The sequence below is a fragment of the Coprococcus sp. AF99-45 genome (genome assembly GCF_027663865.1).
GTDB lineage: Bacteria > Bacillota > Clostridia > Lachnospirales > Lachnospiraceae > Allocoprococcus > Allocoprococcus comes.
This window is the reverse complement of sequence record NZ_JAQDGZ010000007.1, coordinates 95873-118480: the sequence shown is the minus strand read 5'-3', so window position 1 is coordinate 118480 and position 22608 is coordinate 95873. Positions and strand designations below refer to the sequence as shown.

The following is a 22608-nucleotide window of genomic DNA, read 5'->3' as shown; positions in this document are numbered from 1 at the left end:
AAATAATTTATGGCAGATTTTGAATACTTCAGAGCAGAAGAATCTGACCAGTTTTCTTTTTTTCGGATACCCAAAGCTCTGTTCACAGAAAAAGAGTTTGCAAGCCTGTCCACAGACGCAAAGCTCCTTTACGGAATTCTGCTTGATCGAATCAGCCTATCCAAGAAAAATGGCTGGATCGACAGTGATGGTTATGTCTATATCATTTACACAATCGCAGAATTACAGGAGCTGTTGCGAATGTCGCATACGACAGTGACAAAGCTTCTTTATGAGCTTGACAGTGTGCATGGCATTGGATTGATCGAACGGTATCGGCAGGGGAATAATCGTCCTTCTGTCATATACGTGAAAAATTTTGTGAAACGGAGCAGAGGAAAGCCAGTAAGATACTTTGCTTCTGGAACGCCAGAAACTGGAAATCCAGACTGCAAGGAATTGGAAATCCGGATTGCAAGAAACTGGAAGTCCGGAACGCAAAAAAATAGAAGTCCGGACTGCAAGAATCTGGATGGAAGTAATACTAAGATAAATAAGACTGAAAAGAATCATACTGATAAGAGTAAGGGCAATACTCCCACTTTGGAAGAAAAATTCAGTCAGTATGGTAGATTTAAAAATGTTGTTCTGTCGGAAGCTGAACTGCAGGAGCTGATGACGCTATTTCCATGGGATTACCAGAAACGGATTGATCATCTTTCTGTTTATATGAAATCCAGTGGAAAAGAATATCAGAACCATTTTGCAACAATCTGTCTTTGGGCAGAAAGGGATGGAACCAGGGCAGGAATGGACAAATATGAATTTCAGGAAGGAGAAAGCCTTTAATGAAAAATAAAGTGGTTGAAGATTATGTGGACGAAGATGGGTGCCTTCATTGTGGTATCTGTAGAAAAAGAAAACAGATGAAGGTCAGTCTGATGGGATTTGAGCATGTAGTGTCCTGTTTGTGCGAATGCGAGGTAAAAGCCAGGCAGGAACTAGATGAGAAGATGCAGTGGGAAGAAGCACAGCGGCAGCTTTATCAGAGAAAATCCGTCGGACTTCGGGAAAGAAGATTCTGGGAATGGAAATTTGAAAATGACAACGGAAGCAACCAGAAGATACTAATTGCCAGGCAGTATGTAGAAAACTGGACAGATATGAAGAGAAAAAATGTAGGACTGCTTTTGATGGGACCTGTTGGAACCGGGAAAAGTTTCTTTGCAGGTTGTATTGCAAATGCACTTTTGGAACAGGGAGAACGTGTCATGATGACAAATTTTTCCAGGATCCTAAATGAAATGACCAGCTATCAGGCAGATAAGAACCAGATTATACAAAATCTTGTGGATTATCCGCTGCTGATTATTGATGACTTGGGAATAGAACGAAATTCCGAGTTTGCTTTGGAGCAGGTCTATAATGTGATAGACAGCCGTTATTGTAAAATGCTTCCGCTGATCGTAACAACGAATCTGGGACTGAATGAAATGAAATCTACAGATTTAGATACTGCTCATCAGCGTATTTATAGCAGAATACTTGAAATGTGTGTTCCCATCTATTGTGGTGGAGAAGATAAGAGAAAAGAAGAAGGGACAGAAAAACTCGTACAGGTGCAGAACCTGATTACCGGTTAATCTGTCTTTTTTCATTAAAGGGGGTGATTGCCATGATTACAGATCTGGACAGCAGTTGAATCGCTGAAAGGAGGGAAAAGTCATGCAGGAAGAGGTAACTCAGAAAACGGTCACGTTCTGTATTCGGACTACTAAGATTACGGCAGACCTGTTGAAAAAGGTTCTTGTTGCGTATCTGCGTCATCAGAAGCAGAAATCAGTAGAGAAGAAAGCACAGAAAAATCAGCCAAAACAGGGAAAGGTCACGGTAAAAGAGCTGGCAAAACAGAATGCCGGGATGGTCAATATCGAGATCACGGACAAAAATATCAAGTCCTTTGAACGGTATGCCAGAAAATACGGGATCAATTATGCTCTGAAAAAAGACAAGAGCAAAGAGCCTCCGGTTTATCTGGTATTTTTCAAGGGACGTGATCAGGATGCCCTCAATGCTGCTTTCCGTGAGTTTTCCCAGAAACAGATTCAAAAAGCGAATAAGCCTTCCATTCATAAGCGTCTTGCAGCTTACCGGGCAATGATGCCAAAGAAATCGAAGGACAAAGTAAAGAACCGGCATCAGGAGCAGAGCCGATGATGAAACAACACGGCAATAAGCTGATGCAGAAGTGGAAGAATAAGGCTGGGGTCAGGCTGTCCGCCCTGGATAAAAAGAAACTGGTTCTTACGAATCTTCCCTATGTTCTGACCGCTTTTTATGCGGACCGGGCCTCCTGCTTATACAGGAGAAGTCCCGGAGAAGATATAGGGAACAAACTGTTATATGCGATGGAACATGCAGATCGGATCTTTACAGGAATTCTGCTAAGTTTTGACCTGAGAGACCTATTGGTTGGAGTTACTGTCGCAGTTATTTTGAAACTATTGGTTTGGCAGAAACAGTCAGATGCAAAGAAACTCCGGAAAGGAATCGAGTATGGTTCAGCCAGATGGGGAACTGCAGAGGATATCAAGCCTTATATGTCAGATGATCCATGGATGAACATTCCACTGACAGCAACAGAAGCACTGACGATGGAGAGCAGACCGAAGCAACCGAAATATGCAAGAAATAAAAATATTGTAGTTATCGGCGGCAGTGGTTCCGGTAAGACACGTTTTTTCGTAAAACCATCGGTCATGCAGATGAACTGTTCCATGGTCATTACAGATCCCAAAGGCACTCTGATCGAGGAGTGCGGGAAGATGTTAGCAAAGGGACCGCCGAAGAGGGATAAAGATGGAAATGTCATCAAAGATAAATCCAGGAAAGTGGTATATGAGCCTTATGTGATTAAGGTTTTGAATACGATCAATTTTTCTAAATCCCTTCATTACAATCCATTTGCTTATATACGGTCTGAAAAAGATATCCTGAAGCTGGTGACAACAATCATTGTAAATACCAAAGGCGAAGGGGAAAAAGCTTCCGAAGATTTTTGGGTGAAAGCAGAGAAATTGCTGTATACAGCACTGATTGCTTTTATCTGGTATGAAGGTGATGAAGAGGAAAAGAATCTGAATACTCTTCTGGATCTTTTGAATGAAAGCGAAACCCGTGAAGAGGATGAAACTTACCAGAATCCAGTGGATATGATGTTCCAGGAACTGGAAGAAAGAGATCCGCAGCACTTTGCGGTCAGACAGTATAAAAAATACAAAATGGCCGCCGGCAAAACGGCGAAGTCGATTTTGATTTCCTGTGGTGCCAGACTTGCCCCATTTGATATCGCAGAGCTTCGTGAGATCATGTCTTACGATGAAATGGAGCTGGATAAGATCGGAGACAGGAAAACAGCCTTGTTTCTGATTATGTCCGATACGGATACCACATTCAACTTTGTGATTGCGATGTTGCAGTCACAGCTTTTCAATCTGCTTTGCGATAAGGCAGATGATGAATATGGTGGAAGACTTCCGGTGCATGTGCGTGTCATCGCTGATGAGTTTGCCAACATCGGACAAATTCCTCAGTTTGACAAGCTGATCGCAACTATCCGAAGCAGGGAAATCTCTGCTTCTATTATTTTGCAGTCACAGAGTCAGTTAAAGGCAATGTATAAGGATAGTGCAGATACCATTCTGGGCAACTGTGATACGACTTTATTCCTTGGTGGGAAAGAGAAGACCACATTAAAGGAAATGAGTGAGCTTCTGGGTAAGGAAACCATTGACCTGTATAACACTTCGGAGACGAGGAGTAATCAGAAGTCTTTTGGATTGAATTACCAGAAAACAGGCAAACAGCTGATGACAGAAGATGAGATTGCAGTCATGGATGGAGGAAAATGTATCCTGCAGATCCGTGGTGCCAGACCATTTTTCTCGGACAAATATGATATCACGAAACACAAAAACTATCGGCTTCTTGCAGATGAAAACGAGAAGAACCGATACAAAGTTGAGAAAGAGTTAAATCCGCAGTACACACCGAAATCTGAAGAAGAGGTGGAAGTAATTCATGTAGAACTGTCGGAGTAACCTTGGGAATGAACGAAAAATAATGAGGAAAGGAATAACTGACATTAGGTGCGCCGGCTTTTTAGTCGGTGTTTTTTCATTCCCGTAAACACCTGAAAAAAGTCAGTTTTGGTGAATGTATATGGCGTTTTTTAGCAGTGCAATTACAACTTTAAAAACTCTTGTAGTCGCAATCGGTGCAGGTCTTGGCGTGTGGGGTGTCGTAAACCTTCTGGAAGGATATGGGAATGACAATCCCGGCGCTAAGAGCCAGGGCATCAAACAGCTGATGGCTGGTGCCGGAATCATGCTGCTGGGAACTACCCTGATTCCACAGCTGGCAACATTGTTCTCTTAAGAGGAGTAGTAGATGAACACCATCATTGAGAGAATTACGGAAGCGATAAAGGATATCCTGATCGGGCTTATCAAGTCAAGTTTGGATAACATGTTCACGTCTGTCAATGAGCAGGTGGGAACCATAGCCGGGCAGGTGGGACAGACACCGCAGGGATGGAATGCAGGGATTTTTAATCTGATTCAGAATTTATCTCAAACGGTGATCGTCCCCATTGCGGGACTGATCATCACCTTTGTCCTGTGCTATGAATTGATCACGATGGTAACACAGAAAAACAATTTCCATGAATTTGAGACTTATAACATTTTCCTCTGGATCTTTAAAGCGTATGTAGCCATTTATCTGGTGACAAATACGTTCAATATCACGATGGCGGTCTTTGACGTTGGCCAACATGTGGTCAACAATGCCGCCGGGGTGATATCAGGAAACACTGCGGTGGATGCAACAGAAGCAATTACACGGATTGTGGATGCCCTGGAGGATATGGAGTTAGGGGATTTGTTCCTGCTATCCATGGAAACGCTGCTGATCAGTATTACCATGCGGATTCTGTCAATCATCATAACCGTTATTTTGTACGGAAGAATGATAGAAATTTACCTTTATACTTCCATAGCACCAATTCCGTTTGCCACCATGACCAATAAGGAATGGGGCAATATCGGAAACAACTATTTAAAAGGCTTGTTCGCACTGGCATTTCAGGGATTCTTCATGATGGTCTGTGTGGGAATTTATGCAGTTTTAGTAAATGCAATGACCATATCCAGTGACCTTCATGCAGCAATGTTTTCAGTAGCGGCTTATACCGTGATTCTTGCATTTTCATTATTCAAGACCGGAAGCCTTAGCAAATCGATATTCAATGCCCACTAACGGGCAGGAAAGGAGCACATACCATGGCGTATGTACCAGTACCAAAAGACCTTACCAAGGTCAAAACAAAAGTAGCGTTAAATCTGACAAAGCGGCAGCTGATTTTCTTTTCACTTGCCGCAGTTGTGGGAATTCCGTTTTATCTGTTCATGAGAAAACCAATCGGTTCCAGTATCGCTGCCATTTTGATGGTAACGGTCATGCTTCCGTTTTTCTTCATGGCAATGTATGAAAAAGACGGGCTTCCCTTTGAAAAAGTGGTGGCAAATATCATTCGACAGAAGTTTATCTGTCCGGCAGTAAGACCATATAAGACAGAAAATTTTTATCAGGAGATTTCCACCCTTGCAAAAAAGGAGGGTGTGCCGGATGGCAAAAAAGACAAAGCAGGAGGCTCAGCAGGAGCGTCTGTCCCTGGCGGAAAAAAGAAACCGTCAGGAAAGAAAAAACAAAAAAAGCAGAAAAGAAAGAGAACAGGAAAAGCGTAGGAAGAAACAGGAACGGGACCGCAGGAAACAGAAAAACATTCCTACAACTGCACAGCAGAGTATTCCGTATATTCGTATGCTGCAGGATGGTATCTGCCAGGTGACAAAGACCTTTTTCTCCAAGACAATTCAGTTTTATGACATCAATTATCAGCTTGCTTTAAATGAGGATAAGACCACGATATTTGAGAATTACTGTGATTTCTTAAATTACTTTGATTCTTCCATCAGTGTGCAGCTGTCCTTTATCAATCAGCAGGTGGATGTGGCAGAATTTGAGAAAAGCATTGACATTCCGGATCAGACGGATGACTTTAATGCCATTCGTGAAGAGTACCGTACTATGCTGAAAAATCAGCTTTCCAAGGGAAATAATGGTCTGGTAAAGACGAAGTATATCACTTTTGGAATCGAAGCAGAAAGCCTGAAGGTGGCAAGACCGAGGCTTGAAAGAATTGAAACAGATATCTTAAATAATTTTAAGATTCTGGGTGCACAGGCACATTCACTAAATGGTCTGGAAAGGCTGGAGATTCTGTATCATGTGTTCAACCAGGATCGGATCGAACCATTTAAGTTCCAGTATAAGATGCTTCCGGAAACCGGATTAAAGACCAAAGATTTTATTGCACCGACTTCCTTTAACTTTTCCAAGAATCAGACATTTTTGATGGGAAGAACGATGGGAAGTGTAAGTTATCTGCAGATTCTTGCACCAGAGCTGACAGATCGGATGCTTGCAGATTTTCTGGATGTAGATGACAGTATTAATGTCAACATCCATATCCAGTCTATTGACCAGAGTTCAGCGATCAAGATGATCAAGAGCAAGATTTCAGATTTGGATAAGATGAAGATCGAAGAGCAGAAACGAGCGGTACGTTCCGGTTATGATATGGACGTTCTTCCATCGGACCTTGTGACTTATGGCGAAGAAGCGAAGAACCTGCTGGAAGATCTGCAGTCCAGAAATGAGAGAATGTTCCTTGTAACGGTTCTGGTTATGAATACCGCAAAGAAGCGTCAGAAACTGGATAATAATATTTTCCAGGTGCAGGGGATTGCACAGAAATATAATTGTTCCTTAAAACAGCTGGATTATCAGCAGGAATCAGCACTTATGTCCTGTATTCCGCTTGGAGTCAATCGAATTGAAATTCAGAGAGGGCTTACCACATCATCAACCGCAATTTTTGTGCCATTTACGACACAGGAACTGTTTCAGGAAGGGGAAGCTCTTTATTATGGACTGAATGCGTTATCCAACAACATGATCATGGTTGACCGGAAACGTCTGAAGAACCCAAATGGACTGATTCTTGGTACACCAGGTTCCGGGAAGTCGTTCTCAGCAAAGAGAGAAATCACGAACTGTTTCCTGATTACAGAAGATGATATCATCGTCTGTGATCCAGAAGCCGAGTATTCGGCACTTGTGCAGGCACTGCATGGGCAGGTGGTTCGGGTTTCGCCGGTATCTGACCAGTATATCAATCCGATGGATCTGAACTTGAATTATTCCGAGGAAGACAATCCGCTGTCATTAAAAGCAGATTTTATTCTGTCTTTGTGTGAACTGATCGTTGGTGGAAAGAACGGACTGGAACCGGTAGAAAAAACGATTATTGACCGTTGTGTGCGGTTAGTATATCAGGAATACCTTGCCAATCCAATACCGGAGAAGATGCCAATCCTGGAGGACTTATACAACCTTCTGAGAAAACAGGAAGAGCCGGAAGCACAGCGGCTGGCTACTTCATTAGAGATCTATGTTACAGGCTCTTTGAATGTATTTAACCATCAGACAAACGTGGATATCAATAACCGCATTGTCTGCTTTGACATCAAAGAATTGGGAAAACAGCTGAAAAAGATTGGGATGCTCGTAATCCAGGATCAGGTCTGGAACAGGGTAACGATGAACCGTTCTGCCCATAAGTCCACCAGATACTATGTGGATGAGTTCCATCTTCTTTTGAAGGAAGAGCAGACTGCAGCCTACAGCGTGGAGATTTGGAAGCGATTCCGTAAATGGGGTGGTATCCCAACGGGCATCACCCAGAATATTAAGGATTTATTGTCTTCCAGGGAAATAGAGAATATATTTGAAAATTCAGATTTTATTTATATGCTGAACCAGGCTTCCGGAGACAGGCAGATTCTTGCAAAACAGCTGAATATCTCACCAACCCAGCTGTCCTATGTAACCAACAGTAATGAGGGGGAAGGACTTCTGTTCTATGGAAATGTCATTATCCCGTTCGTAGACAGATTCCCGAAGAATTCCCTCTATAAAATCATGACAACCCGCTTAGAGGAAACTTCCGAAGCAGGTTAAATCAAAGGAGAAGACAATGTTACGTGCAATTTCATATGTATTAACTTTTAGTGGCGGTGCTGTATTTGGCATCGCTTTTCTCTGTTTATTACAGGCAGGGAAAGGGTATCCGAAAAAGGAGGAGTAAGTAGTGGCAGAACAGAGAATGAAAGTCAGGGATAAGAAAGTCCAGAAGATGACCAAAGATGGTCTGGTGGAAGAAAACCTGACGGATAAATCTTCTGTTCGTGTCAGTAACCGTGTCAGTGATGTGCAGATGGGAATAAAACAGGGGGAAAAAGCAGAAAACCTTGTGGATAAGTCTCCCCGCCAGTCTAAGCGAAGTGGGAAAAATATCCGTCCCTCTGTGCAAAAATCCAGGGATGCACCGGAACTGATGCGAACGGAGAACCAAAGTGAGGATTTTGGACAAAATAGAAAGCAACAAAACCGGAAAAGAATCCGTGCTGTGAACAGAAAAGAATCAAGATTTGCGGAAAAATCCGAAGCCAGCCAGTCAGGGAGACTGAAAGAAAAACGTGCGGATCTTTCAGAAAACAGAGGAGACAGCCGGAGTAAGAAGAATGGTGGAAGTAAGAAACCAAAGCAGAAACAGCGTCTGAAATTTGCTTATGAAGAGACTGGTGCTTCTGTGAAAAATGACAAAGATATGGAGAAATTGAACCAGATGGATACGGATGGAGTCAATTTCCGTCATCAGAAACAGAAGGAAAAAGCCAAAAAGTTTTCTTATGAGGAACCAAGAAAGAAAAAGGAAGCAAAGCAGCATTCCAAGAAGGCACAGGTTTATCAGGCAAATGAAGGAGAGGGTTCTGGAAAGAAGAAATCCCGCCTGAAGTTTGGCGAAGGGGAATCTGTGAAAACAGAAAAAGCTTTTGTTGTTAAGAAAGCAGGAAGTGCAACTTCCGCAGCATTGCACCGTGAGATCAGTAAAAATGAAGACGATAATGCGGCAGTAGAAGGTGCCCATAAGTTGGAAGAAGGCTGTGAAGGTATTTACCGGCTGGAACAGAGAAGTGCCAGACAAAGGAAACAGAGGGCTTCCAGAAAGAGAAGCAGACTGGAGAGACAGGCAGAGAAACAGACACAGGCGGCAGCCCGTCAGGAGCAGAAGAAGCTAAAAAAACAGATTCAGAAGCAACAGATCAAACGGGATTATGCCAAAGCAAAACGAAGTGAACAGACAGTAGGAACAGCTACAAAAGGTACGATTGATTATATCAAGAAGATTGGCGGCAAAGTCACCAACTTCTTTAAAGAAAACCGGAAGGTGTATATCAGTGTGGCAGTTCTGATCGGATTGATGTTTCTGATTATAACGAATGTCACGTCATGCTCTGCAGTGTTTTTACAAAATGTGATCACTTACACGGGAACCAGTTATCTGTCATCGGATCAGGCAATCCGGGAAGCGGAACTGTATTATACACAGTTGGAAGCTAATCTGCAGGAGCGGATTAACAACATGGAGTCTGAAGAACCGGGACATGAGGAATACCGATATAACATCGGGCCTATTGAGCATGATCCGTTTATCCTGATCAGTTATCTGTCAGCAAAGTATGAGGAGTTTACTTTTGAACAGGTCAAGCCTGAACTGGATGCATTGTTTGCAGAGCAATATCATCTGACTACTGAAGCAGTCAATGAGACTGTGACAGAGACAGCAACAGTAAGAGTTGGAGAATCGTTGGGACAGGTTGTAACAAGCGGATATTGTAACTGTCCAATCTGTTGTGGTATTTGGAGCGGAGGCCCGACTGCCAGTGGAGTATACCCAACTGCTAATCATACCTTAGCGGTAGATGCTTCCAATCCGTTTGTTCCAATGGGAACAAAGGTGGTCATGAATGGTGTCGAATATACGGTAGAAGATACCGGAGCTTTCGCAAGATACGGTGTACAGTTTGACGTTTACTATGATAATCATGCGGCGGCATCCGCACATGGGCATAAGACCTGGGAATGTTATCTGGCAGATGATAATGGAAGCCAGGAAGTGGAAGTGACCAGGACAAGAGATGTAGATGTGCTGAATGTCACCTTAAATAGTGGAAACCTGATGTCAATCTGTCAGGACAGGCTGGGATTTTTCCAGAAAGAACTGTTCAGTGCCTACAACGATACAAAAGGCAACTTGCAGATGTTTGCAACACCGGTTGATTTTAACTGGTATTCCAGTGTGACCAGCTATTATGGATACAGGATTCATCCAATTTCAGGAGCCAATCAGCTTCATAATGGTATGGATATCGGAGCACCGGAGGGAACGAAAGTAATGGCAGGGCTGACCGGAACGGTTACAACTTCTGCTTATAACGATAGCTATGGCAATTATGTTGTGATTAAGGACAGTAAAGGCTATGAACTGCGGTATGCACATTTAAGCAGCCGGAGTGTATCTGCAGGTGCATCCGTCACGAAAGGTGATGAGATTGGTCTTGTAGGAAATACTGGAAATTCTACAGGAAGCCATCTTCATATTGAACTTCTGAAAAATGGAGAGCGCTTAAACCCGATCTTTTATCTGGAAACTGGAGAAGGGACAGGCTTTGGCGGCAATGAATACACCAGTGAAGCGGCACAGCGTTTGTTGAACGAAGCAGCGAGATATCTGGGAACACCGTATGTGTGGGGTGGATATTCTCCAAGTGGATTTGATTGTTCTGGATTTGTAAGTTACTGCCTGACAAACTCTGGTGTAAGGAATACAGGAAGATTGACTGCACAGGGACTGTACAACATTTGTACACCAGTATCCCAGTCGGAGGCACAGCCGGGAGATTTGATTTTCTTTACTGGAACTTACGACGCAGGGGAGCCGGTAACGCATATCGGAATCTATGTAGGCAATGGTCAGATGATCCATTGTGGACATCCGGTGCAGTATACGTCCATCAATTCTCCATACTGGCAGAGCCATTTCTATGGATTTGGACGATGGTAAGAAAAAAGGGCGGCTGCATCAGCCGTCCGGAAAGGAGAAGCGATGAAAAGTCTTGAAAAAGCAACGGCAGATTATGAGAAAGCCAAGGAAAAAATGGAAGCATCCAAAGCCAGATATGAAGCAGACTTAAAGCGTTTCAAGGCTGCGGAGATTGCAAAAACAGAAGCAGAAAATCTGGAAATTGTAAAAATTATCCGTGCAATGGATATGAGTATTCCGGAATTGGAAGCTTTCAAAAAGAGAATGAAAAATGAATTGCCCGGCAGGGTAGAAATACAGAAGGAGGAAACAAAAGCCGATGATGAATCTGGAAAAAATGAAACAGAAGAAGAGAACAATTACTAAAAGCAGGGTAAAAAAGAGCTTGCTTGCAGCAACGACATTTCTTTGCCTGACAACACCTTTGCTCCAGACACAGACTGCTTATGCAGCTGAGAATACCACACCTGCGATTACGATTGAGAAACCGGATGGCTGGAAACAGGGTGAAACAACCATTGCTGTTACGGTAGATGCCAGCCATATGCCGGAAGGTTTCTCAATAGCAAAGATTGAAGCAAAAGCAGGAAAAGATGGAAGCTGGCAGGATGTAACCGGAAGCGGAAGTATCACGATCACTGGAAACCAGACAGTGTATGTGCGTGTGACAGATGGTGAGGGGAAGGTCTATGAGCAGAATCGCTCTATTAAGTGTTATGACACGGAAAAGCCGACACTCTCTGCTTCCCTGACAGATGGTGTGCTGACGATTCAGGGGAATGATACAGTATCCGGGATTACTGCGGTAACCGTCAATGGCACCACTTATACAGACTTGAAGGATGGAATGCTGAGAGTGCAACTGACACAGAAAGATTTTACTACAAAACAGATTGAGATTACGGTAACAGATGGTGCTGGAAATACTTCTGAAAAGTATGTGTTGCAGAATCCTTACTATGAATGGGCAAAGAAGCAGGCAGAAAAACAGAAATCTTCCAGGGACAGCAATGGTGCAATGGCAACTACGACCAGTGCAGATGCAACGGGGACTGAGAAAACAACGACTTCTCCGCTTCCGCAGGATGCACAGGCTTCTGAGCCGACAGATGCAAAAGGGACCGTGGATGATCGGACAGTAACAGGTATTGAGGAACAGCTTAATAAAGAAGGCGAGACGGCAGAAGCCGTTACCAAAACAGCTACGGAAGGCACAAAAGAGTTTTATACCATTTCAACGAAGAGTGGTAAGATTTTCTATTTGATTATTGACAATTCAAAATCTCAGGATAATGTGTATTTCCTTACAGAAGTCAGTGAGAAAGATCTGATGAACTTCACACTTTCTGATTCAGTGACACTTCCGGAAGTGGATACGGTTTATGCAGAACCAGAGAAAAAAGCAGAGGAAGAAAAACCGGAAACGACAGAGACAGATGAGAAAGATAAGGTGGAGGATGAAATCCAGATGCCAGAAGATAAAAGCCCATTTGGAACGTATCTTCTGATTGCGCTGGTAGCAGTCGGAGCTGCGGCAGGAGGATATTACTTCAAAGTCTATAAACCAAAGCATGAATATGATGACGAGGATGAGATGGAAGAGGATGAAGATGAATCCGAAGATTCAGAGTCAGAAAAACGGGAAGTAGACGATGCAGATGAGCAGGAAGAAAGTGCAGAACCGGAAATCCTGAGAGATGAAGATTTCAATGATGATGTACTGGAAGATGAAGAAGAGGAGTAGGAGTAAATGAAATTAGTGATTGCAGAAAAGCCATCGGTTGCGATGGCACTGGCTTCCGTGCTTGGAGCCAGAACAAGAAAAGATGGCTACGTGGAGGGAAACGGTTATATCGTTTCCTGGTGCGTAGGACATCTGGTTGGATTATGCGATGCATCGGAATACGATGAAAAATATAAAAAATGGAGATATGAAGATCTGCCGATTGTGCCGGAGTGTTGGAAACACAAGGTATTGGAAGGCACGAAAAAGCAATTTGGAATCTTAAAGAAACTGATGAGAGATTCTAAAGTAGATGAAGTGATCTGTGCTACTGATGCAGGACGTGAAGGAGAGTTAATCTTTCGTCTGGTGTATGAGCAGGCAGGATGTAAAAAGCCGATGAAGCGGCTCTGGATTTCTTCCATGGAAGAACAGGCAATTAAAGATGGATTTGCGTCATTAAAAGACGGTTCGTGTTATGACAGTCTCTATCAGTCAGCACTTTGCAGGGCAAAGGCAGACTGGTTGGTGGGAATCAATGCGAGCCGTCTTTTTTCCGTTCTGTATAACCAGAATCTGAAAGTCGGAAGAGTGCAGACACCAACACTTGCCATGATCGTGGATCGAAATCAGAAGATCAAGGAATTTACCAAAGAAAAATATTATATGGCTCATATCAAGTTTGATGATATGGATGCAGTTACAGAGCATTTTCAGAAAAAAGAGGATGCAGATAAAGTGGCTGCGGACTGCATGGAGCGGATGTGCGAAGTGGAAAAGGATGATGTGAAAGAGAAAACAGTCCGCCCTCCGAAGCTTTATGATCTGACCACCCTGCAGAGGGAAGCTAACAGAATGTTTGGCTATACCGCACAGCAGACATTGGATGCCGTGCAGGAGATGTATGAGCAGAAGCTTGTCACTTATCCGAGAACAGACAGCCAGTATCTGACAGATGAGATGGGAGAAAGCACAGAAACTCTGATTCAGATGTTACTTGGGGAAATGCCTTATGCTGAAAGCCTGGAATATCAGCCGGACGTGAGTAAGGTATTAAATTCAAAGAAAGTATCTGATCACCATGCGATTATCCCGACCATGGAAGTAGCAAAGGCAGATATAGGTAAACTGAAAGAACGAAACTGCAAGATTTTGTACCTGATCAGTGCCAGGGTACTGACAGCAACCGCAGATCCTTATATTTATGAGAGTCATAAAAGCCAGATTACCTGTAATTATCATACGTTTTATCTCACGGCAAAGAAAACAAAGCAGGAAGGATTCAAGGCAATCGAAAATAAAATGAAACAGTTCTTTGGCGTAAAGAGTGAGAAAGAAGAGCCGGAGCTGGATATCTGGGCAGGCAAGCATTATGGTCCCTGTGATTCTTTTGTATCGGAGCATTTTACACAGCCACCGAAACAGTACACAGAAGATACCCTGCTTTCTGCGATGGAACGTGCAGGGAATGAAGAACTGACCGAAGATACAGAAAAGAAAGGACTAGGTACTCCAGCAACAAGGGCAGCAATCATTGAAAAACTGATTCAGTCTGGTTTTGTGAAAAGGGAAAAGAAAAATCTGGTGCCGACAGATGATGGCAATGTGCTGATTACGGTTCTGCCGGATGAGATTAAATCTCCGAAGATGACGGCAGAGTGGGAAATGGCATTGAATCACATTGCCCAGAATACAGAGACAGCAGATGAATTCCTAAATGGGATTACAGAGCTGATGCAGGAACTGGTTGCCAGATATCAGGGTATTTCAGAAGAAAAGAAAGAGCAGTTTCAGGGAAAAGCAAAAGGAGAAGTCATTGGCAAATGTCCCCGTTGTGGAGCTGATGTCAGGGAAGGAAAAGTAAACTTTTACTGTTCTGATCGGAACTGTGCTTTTACCTTGTGGAAGAATGATAAATTCCTTGCAAGCCAGGGAAAAAAGATGGATAAGGCGGTAGCAAAGAAGTTCCTGTCTAAAGGAAAAATCCATTATAAAGATCTGGTATCAAGAAAAACAGGGAGACAGTATGAAGCAACTGTGGAAATGGTTGATCCCGGCGAGGGGAATGTGCAGTTCAATCTGATTTTTCCACAACGATAAGTGGTGTATTGCAGGCAGTCTAAGGACTGTCTGTTTTCATACAAATATTATGAAAGAGAGGACCTTAGCATGAAGAAAAAAGGTAATTTTAGAAAAGTAGTATCTGGATTGCTGGCAGGCATGACAATGCTTAGTACAGTGTTATCTCCGATGACTGCATATGCAGCGGAGATCCAGCCAGAGGAAAAACCGCCACTTTATGAGGAAGTGAAAGACCTTCTGGATGAAGATGAGGTGGTGACTGCCAAAGATTATGAAATCGAAACAGGCAGTGTATTTGATGTGAAATCAGACTACACAGGACTGGAAATCAAGGATGATAACAAGGTCAAAGTCACATTCGAGGAAGCAAAGAACGACAAGGATGAGGATTTTACGACAGATCATGCGGACACTTACAAAGCGGTCTATTATGTGGAACCGGTAAATCAGGAGCATCCGAAGTATCAGATCAGCCGAAAGCTGATTGTGCGTGAGAAAGAAACAGAAGTGCAGACAGAAACTGCAGGGAGTGAAGCGGTAACCGAATCCGAAACAGCTGGCAGTGAACAGCAGACAGAAGAAGCGGAGGATTCCGAAGCAGACTCGGAGATTACCGATATGGATGCTGATGAATTTGATGATTTAGTAGAGCAGGCACAGAATCAGGATACCTATGATGAAGAATCAGGGTTAGAGCTTCACGATGTTTTGGAACAGGCAGGAGACGAAGGGGTGGATCTTGATTCTATGGAAGAGGGAGAGATTGCAACATTTGAAGCAGTTTCGGCTTATTCAGCAAGAACTACACAGCAGGTAACGATTGAAAAAGGACCTCTGTATAGATATGCAGATTATAATCTTGGAACCTATCTGACAGAGCCGTACTATATCAGCTACGGAAGCGTCAGAGCAACTGCGTATTGTGTACAGCCAGCAAAACCAGGACCAGGATCTGGAAATTATACAATCACAAAGATCGGGGACAATCAGGCGTTAGCAAAAGTGTGTTATTACGGTACAGATGCCGCAGGGAGCGAAAATTTTTTTGCGAATAAACACACGGATTTCTCAGAAGGAAAAAGATTCATCATTATTCACATGGCTGCATCGTATGCCAATGGAAGCAGTGATGCATTCTATGGAACAAATGCTACAGGCGAGGCTTTGGCAAAAGAACTCTATAATTATTGTGTGAATAAGCCGGAAATACCAGATGTAGCGATGTCATTTTCAAAACCGAATGTAAAAGCTTATGTAGATGGAAATGTTCAGAGAACGGAGAACATTAAGTTCAATGCATCTTCCCAGCAGAAAATTACAATGGACTTACCAAAGGGTGTAAAGCTCCATAATGTATCTACTGGAAATGTAAGTGCGGCAGGTTCAAGCGTAACAATTGGAGGAGGAACTACGTTTTATCTTTCAGCACCTCTGACACAGACAAAAGATGTAAGTGCTACTTTTTCTGCAAAAATGAAAGGTAGTATTACAAAAGATTATTCAGCATATAAACTGACTACGAATGCAAGTGTTCAGGATCTGGCATTTGTGTTTGGAGAAGGTGTCGCTGATGAAAAATATGTAAGCTTAAAGGTGTCCTGGATTGAACAGGCTACGATCGAAATCGTAAAGAAAGACGATACAGCGGATGTCAATCTTGCAGGTGCAGTATTCGGTGTATACAGCGATGAGGCTTGTACAAAGCTGATCACTCAGATGCCGGCAACAGATAAGAATGGAAAATCTTCTGTTACGATCATCAAGACACAGGATACCGTTTATCTGAAAGAGATCACAGCACCACAGGGATATGTAGTAAATGCAACGGCAACAAATGTAAAACTGGTAGCAAGTAAGACTTCCTCTGTGACTGTAGAAAATAAAGAACAGCTTGCAGAGCTTACCATTTACAAAGAAGGACAGGTTCTTACCGGAGCAGATGTCAGTGAAAATGGAACGGTATTCCAGTATGAAAACCGCAGACAGAAAAATGCAGTGTATAACGTGTATGCCGGGGCAGATATCGTAACTGCTTATGGCACAAAAGTGTACAGCAAAGGTGACCTGGTAAAAGATAATCTGACTACGGGAGAGAATGGTTCTGTTACACTGAAGAACCTGCATCTTGGAAGCTATGTGGTGAAAGAAGCAAAAGCACCGGACAATTTCTATAACGGCAGCGAAGAAAAGCCAGTGACTCTGACTTATGCCGGACAGAATAAAGAAGTTGTATTTGCAGATGTGACTTTTAACAACGAAAGACAGAAAGCAGACGTTTCCGTAGTAAAACAGGATAAAGATACAAAGAAACCACTGAATGGCGGTATTTTTGCACTGTATGCATCCGATGATATTAGAAATGCAGACGGAACCGTTGTTGTGAAAAAAGGAACACTGATTGAGAAAGCAACTACTGGAGCAGATGGAACTGCAAAATTCACAGTAGATCTTCCGATTGGATATTCCTATTCTGTAAAGGAAGATCAGGCACCGGAAGGTTATGTAAGAAATACAGAAGATGTGTATACGTTCAAGTTTTCTTACACCAATGATAAAGAAGCAACCGTATCTTTTGCCCATACCTTCAGCAATGACCGTGTGACAGCAAAGATCAATCTTTATAAAGTGGATAAAGAGACAGGAAAAGCAGTACCGCAGGGAGATGCCACACTGAAAGGTGCAGTTTATGGACTGTATGCTCGTGAAGATATTGTGCACCCGGATGGAGCAACTGGAACTATTTATAAAGCAGGAGAGCAGGTAGCTTCTCTTACAACAGATGACAAAGGACAGGCTTCTGTAAATGGCCTATATCTTGGCAAATATTATGTCAAAGAGATTACTCCGCCGACCGGATACCTGGCAGATGCAGAAGAGCATGATCTTACGTGCAGTTATGAAGGAGATATGACAGCAGAAGTAAAAAGAGAGTGCACTTCCAGTGAGCAGGTCATCAAGCAGCCATTCCAGATCATCAAAGCAGCCAACAATGGAAAGACGGATGCAGATCTGTTATCCGGAGCCGGATTTACAGTTTATCTGAAATCTCCCCTTACAAAGAAAGCAGATGGAAGCTATGATTTTGATTCTGCCAAACCAGTAGTGAGTGGAGAAAATGGAGCAACTGAGATTTTTACAGATGAAAAAGGGTATGCCTGCAGTATTCCATTACCATTTGGAAGCTATATCGTGCGTGAAACTACAACACCGCACAATTACAAGCCAGTCGATGATTTTGAAGTGAATATCACAGAACATCATCCAAACGAGCCGCAGATCTGGCGAGTGCTTCTGGATGAAGAGTTTAAGGCAAAACTGAAAATCGTGAAAAAAGATGATGAAACAAAGAAATCCGTATTGATTGCCGGAACAGAATTTAAGGTATATGACCTGGACAACAAGAAGTATGTGGAGCAGGTAACAACTTACCCAGTGACAACCACTCATAAGTCCTATTTTACGGACAGCCAGGGATATCTGATCATGCCGAAGAATCTGAAGATCGGACATTACCGGATTGAGGAAGTCAACGCACCGGAAGGGTACACAATCAATAAGAACTATGTAGAGATTGCGGTGGATGCAAATACAGCATACCAGATGGATTCTGAGAGCGGAGATGCCATTATTACGGTAGACTATGAGAACCATCCGGTAAAAGGAAAGTTGACGATCTATAAAAAAGGTGAGATGCTGACCGGATTTAAAAAGGATTTTGTTTATGAAGAAAGATACCTGAAGGGTGCATCATTTCATGTCTATGCAGCTGAAAATATCTATACACCGGATTATCAGAAAGATGAAAACGGGAACAGACAGCTGATCTATGCAAAAGATGCACTGGTAACAACGGTAACGACCGGGGAAGACGGAAAAGCAGTTGCTGATAACCTGCCGCTTGGTTCTTACTATGTGGTAGAAAAGACTGCACCGGAAGGATTCGTCCTGAACCATGACAGATCGGATGTCTCATTTGTCTATGCGGATCAGGATACACCTGTGATCGAACAGGAAGTGATGGTTGGCGATGACCGCCAGAAAGTTGCAATCCAGGTAGAAAAACAGGATGCAGAAAATGGTGCAACCGTAGCAGGAGCTGTCTTTGGCATCTATAACACAGAAGATCTGAAGAATGAGAAAGGTGAGATCATTGTAAAGGCAGATACACTTCTGCAGAAAATGACTTCTGATAACGATGGTCTTGCAGCATGTACGCTGGATCTGCCGCTTGGACAGTATTATGTGAAAGAGTTAAAAGCACCGGCGGGATTTGTATCCTCTGATGAAGTTCTGAATCTGGATGCTTCTTACCAGGGGCAGGATGTGAAGACAGTAAAACTGAAAACAGTGAAAAAGAACCAGCCGACAACAGTTGAAATCACAAAATCTGATGTAACAACAGGTGTGGAACTGGATGGGGCAAAACTCACCGTTCTTGATAAAGAAGGAAATGTTGTGGATCAGTGGACTTCTGTAAAAGATCAGCCACATGTGATCAAACGACTGACTGTGGGTGAAGAATACACCCTTCGAGAGGAAATGGCACCGTATGGATATCTGAAAACGACGGATGTGAAGTTCACACTGGAAGATACTGCCGAGATTCAGAAAGTAGAGATGAAAGATGAAGTTCCAACAGGACTTCTGATCATCAACAAAAATGGAGAGTTTCTGGATAAGGTGACACTTTTGGATCATGTAAAAGGTACCGTGGAGCATCTTTTTGAGTATGTAACCGGAAGCCTTACAGATGTGACGTTCGATGTATTTGCTGCGGAAGATATCAAAGCGGCAGATGGTGTCAGTGAAGATTATTTCAAAGCAGATGAAAAAGTAGGAACCATTACCACAGATTCCAATGGTATTGCACAGATGGGAGATCTCCCGGCTGGAAAATACTATGTGAAGGAAGTAAAAACAGCTCACGGTTATGTGCTGGACAAAGAGCCGAGATATGTTGACCTTTCCTACCGTGATCAGGACACACCAGTCATCACTTATGATGAGAAATGGCAGAATGCCCGTCAGAAAGTAAAGGTTACGGTTCTGAAGAAAGAAAAAGATACAGAACGTGTTCTTGCAGGTGGTGTCTTTGGTCTTTATACCAGTGAAGATATCAAAAATGCAAAGGGCGAGGTACTCCTTGAGAAAGATAGTCTGATCGAGCAGCGGGTAACGGATGAAAAAGGACAGATTACTTTTACGGCAAATCTTCCGGTAGACGGAAAATACTATGTGAAAGAGATCTTTGCGCCGGACGGATTTGTTACAACAGAAGAAATACAGGAATTTACCTTTGAATATGCCGGAGAAGACCAGGCAGAAGTAAGCTACGACTTTACTTTTGAGAATCAGCCAACCACAGTGGAGCTGACCAAAACAGACCTGACAACAGGTAAAGAACTTCCAGGTGCACACCTGAAAGTGACGGATTCAGATGGCAATACAGTGGATGAATGGACTTCTACGGAAGAATCCCATGTGATCAAAGAACTGGTTGTTAGTAAGGAATACACCATGACAGAGACAAAACCGGCAGATGGATATGTCACTGCAGAAAGTATTACCTTTACAGTAGAAAATACAGCCGAGATTCAGAAAGTAGAGATGAAAGATGATGTGACAAAAGTGCAGATCAGTAAGACGGATATCACAGGAGAAACTGAGATTCCAGGTGCGAAACTGACGATTCTCGATAAGAATGATCAGGTAGTAGAGAGCTGGACTTCCACAGAGGAAGCACACTATATCGAAAAACTTCCAATCGGTAAATATACCTTACGTGAAGAGCAGGCACCGAAAGGATATCTTCTGACATCGGATGTTAGTTTTGAAGTAAAGGATACTGGAGAAATCCAGAAAGTAGCTATGAAAGATGACACTGCCAAGGGAAAAGTGATTCTCAATAAGACAGATAAATCATCAGGAGAACCGCTGAAAGGGGTAGAATTTGAACTTCGTGACAGCAAAGGAAAAGTTCTGGAAACCTTAAAGACAGATGCTGCCGGTCATGCAGAAAGTAAGCTGTATGAGATTGCCACATTTAAGAACGGCAAATATGATACCGCTATTAAGTATTATCTGGTGGAAACAAAGACACTGGACGGATACACACTGGATCAGAACAAGCATGAAGTGACATTTGCCTATGCAGATGACAGTACACCGGTTGTAGAAGTTACCTTTAATCTGACAAATGAGAAACCGGAAGTTCCAGAAACACCGAACACACCACAATCCCATGAAGAGACAAAGGTATCAAACGCACCGAAAACAGGTGACAGCACGAATATCTGGCTGCCGATCCTGCTTCTTGTAATCTCCACAGGAGGTATGGCAGGACTTTATATCAGCAGGAAAAGGAAATAAGGAAACTAAAACCAACGGTTATGATTGGGAGCTTCTATGTGAGGCTCCCTTTTTCATACAAAAATATCACAGAAAGGAACAGAAAACTATGATGAAAGCAATGGAAAAAAGACAGGAAGCACGAAAAAACCAGGAGAAAACTTTAAAGAGAATGATGGCTTATCAGAAGAAATCCGAGCAGATGGTCAGCAGAAAAAGAATGAACCATCACATGATCAGAAAGGGGTAAAAGCGTATGATGAACAGAAAAGAATTTTATGAATATGTCAAAGACAATGTAAAGGAGTATCTGCCAGAGTCTTATAAGGACGCAGAAATTAAACTTCAGGAAGTAGAAAAAAACAATGGTTTGAAGCTGACAGGTATTACGATTCCGAATGGAGATCAGAGAATCGTACCGACAGTCTATCTGGATTCCCTTTATCAGGAATATATCAATGGAAAAGATGTAGATTCTTGTGTTGGGGATGTAGCTGATATGCGTATTGAGGCACAGGGCAAGGCAGAATTTTTTGATATGGGAGTTCCAGATATTCTGGATTATGAAAAGATGAAGGACAAATTACAGGTGAGAATTTGTGACAAAGAATGGAATACCGATCGTCTGGCAGATAAAGTAGTCACAGAACACGGAGATTTTGGAGCTTATTATGCAGTAAATCTGGAGGAAAGTGGAGAAGGAATCAGCAGTATTCCGGTAACAATCTCTCTGATGAATGAATGGGGAGTATCTGTCGAACAGATTCAGGCAGATGCGATGATGGCAGATAGGAACAGAGGCGTGCAACTGGTGGATATGACGCAGATTATCAAATCTATGATTTTTGGTGAAGAACCAGAAAACCTGCTGAATGAAAAAATGGATATGGAAGCCATGGAAAACCCAATGTTCTGTCTGACAAACAAAGCTAAGATGAATGGAGCTTCCCTGTTACTGCAGGAAGATATTCGTAAACAGATTGGGGAATGCCTGGGAAGTGATTACTTTGTCATCCCATCTTCCATTCATGAAGTGCTGATTCTCCCTGATAACGGCATTTTTCAGGTTCCGGAATTAAATGCGATGGTACAGGAAGTCAATGAGACACAGGTGGAAAGACAGGAACAGCTTTCGGATAAGGTTCAGTTCTGTGATAAAAAGACCGCAGTAATGGAAAATGCTGAGCGTAGGGAAGCTCGTCTGGAGAAAGAAAAAGCAGCCGAAAAAGCGGAAGTAAAAGGTGGAATCCATGGAAGACTGGAAAAAGCCAAGGCAGAGATCAAGGCAAAAGAGGCAGACAAAGTGCCAAAGAATAAGTCAAAAGATCTTGCCGCAGCATTATAAAGAGAAACAACGATGATTTTAAGGGGACTGTACTAAGCAGTCCCTGATTTTATGAAAAGG

16 protein-coding genes are annotated in these 22608 nt (G+C 42.8%); all 16 read left to right on the top strand.

Annotation, left to right across the window (positions count from 1 at the left end):
- Positions 1 to 9: 9 nt before the first annotated feature.
- The 16 genes from PGR14_RS07750 to PGR14_RS07675 all read left to right on the top strand — a co-directional run bounded on the left by PGR14_RS07750 (position 10) and on the right by PGR14_RS07675 (position 22548).
- Positions 10 to 828 (top strand): replication initiator protein A, encoded by an 819-nt coding sequence (locus PGR14_RS07750; protein ID WP_027090290.1) that lies wholly within the window; start codon positions 10 to 12, stop codon positions 826 to 828.
- Entirely contained in the window at positions 828 to 1622 is a 795-nt protein-coding gene (locus tag PGR14_RS07745; RefSeq protein ID WP_027090291.1) for an ATP-binding protein, read from the top strand. The genes PGR14_RS07750 and PGR14_RS07745 overlap by 1 nt, the downstream gene beginning before the upstream one ends.
- A gap of 82 nt (positions 1623 to 1704) precedes the next feature.
- A complete protein-coding gene (locus PGR14_RS07740) occupies positions 1705 to 2196 on the top strand; it encodes a PcfB family protein (protein ID WP_027090292.1) in 492 nt (163 codons plus the stop codon).
- A gap of 23 nt (positions 2197 to 2219) precedes the next feature.
- Positions 2220 to 4079, top strand: coding sequence for a VirD4-like conjugal transfer protein, CD1115 family (locus PGR14_RS07735; protein WP_205618761.1), 1860 nt, complete (start codon positions 2220 to 2222; stop codon positions 4077 to 4079).
- Between the two features lie 121 nt (positions 4080 to 4200).
- Positions 4201 to 4416: a Maff2 family mobile element protein gene (locus tag PGR14_RS07730; protein ID WP_017144663.1), complete on the top strand. Its 216-nt coding sequence runs from the start codon at positions 4201 to 4203 to the stop codon at positions 4414 to 4416.
- 12 nt (positions 4417 to 4428) lie between these two features.
- On the top strand, positions 4429 to 5298 hold the full coding sequence (locus PGR14_RS07725) for a VirB6/TrbL-like conjugal transfer protein, CD1112 family (protein WP_118364967.1): 870 nt from the start codon (positions 4429 to 4431) through the stop codon (positions 5296 to 5298).
- A gap of 23 nt (positions 5299 to 5321) precedes the next feature.
- The gene (locus tag PGR14_RS07720) at positions 5322 to 5786 is read left to right on the top strand and encodes a PrgI family protein (protein WP_118364968.1); all 465 of its coding nucleotides are present in this window, start codon (positions 5322 to 5324) and stop codon (positions 5784 to 5786) included.
- Complete coding sequence (locus PGR14_RS07715) at positions 5668 to 8124, top strand: VirB4-like conjugal transfer ATPase, CD1110 family (RefSeq protein ID WP_182388170.1); 2457 nt, start codon at positions 5668 to 5670, stop codon at positions 8122 to 8124. The genes PGR14_RS07720 and PGR14_RS07715 overlap by 119 nt, the downstream gene beginning before the upstream one ends.
- Positions 8125 to 8140: 16 nt before the next feature.
- Positions 8141 to 8251, top strand: a complete 111-nt coding sequence (locus tag PGR14_RS07710; protein WP_008688066.1) for a hypothetical protein — start codon at positions 8141 to 8143, stop codon at positions 8249 to 8251.
- 18 nt (positions 8252 to 8269) lie between these two features.
- On the top strand, positions 8270 to 11071 hold the full coding sequence (locus PGR14_RS07705) for a CD1108 family mobile element protein (RefSeq protein WP_270213372.1): 2802 nt from the start codon (positions 8270 to 8272) through the stop codon (positions 11069 to 11071).
- Between the two features lie 42 nt (positions 11072 to 11113).
- On the top strand, positions 11114 to 11416 hold the full coding sequence (locus tag PGR14_RS07700) for a DUF4315 family protein (RefSeq protein WP_005344193.1): 303 nt from the start codon (positions 11114 to 11116) through the stop codon (positions 11414 to 11416).
- Complete coding sequence (locus PGR14_RS07695; RefSeq protein ID WP_118364969.1) at positions 11370 to 12794, top strand: CD1107 family mobile element protein; 1425 nt, start codon at positions 11370 to 11372, stop codon at positions 12792 to 12794. Before PGR14_RS07700 ends, PGR14_RS07695 begins: the two co-directional genes overlap by 47 nt.
- Before the next feature lie 6 nt (positions 12795 to 12800).
- Entirely contained in the window at positions 12801 to 14873 is a 2073-nt protein-coding gene (locus tag PGR14_RS07690; RefSeq protein WP_270213361.1) for a DNA topoisomerase 3, read from the top strand.
- Positions 14874 to 14942: 69 nt separating this feature from the next.
- Positions 14943 to 21224, top strand: a complete 6282-nt coding sequence (locus tag PGR14_RS07685; protein ID WP_118364970.1) for a SpaA isopeptide-forming pilin-related protein — start codon at positions 14943 to 14945, stop codon at positions 21222 to 21224.
- A gap of 88 nt (positions 21225 to 21312) precedes the next feature.
- Positions 21313 to 21453, top strand: a complete 141-nt coding sequence (locus tag PGR14_RS07680; RefSeq protein ID WP_172733505.1) for a hypothetical protein — start codon at positions 21313 to 21315, stop codon at positions 21451 to 21453.
- Positions 21454 to 21459: 6 nt separating this feature from the next.
- Positions 21460 to 22548 carry a DUF5688 family protein gene (locus tag PGR14_RS07675; protein ID WP_270213360.1) on the top strand — a complete coding sequence of 363 codons (1089 nt, stop codon included), beginning with the start codon at positions 21460 to 21462 and terminating at the stop codon, positions 22546 to 22548.
- Positions 22549 to 22608: the final 60 nt, after the last annotated feature.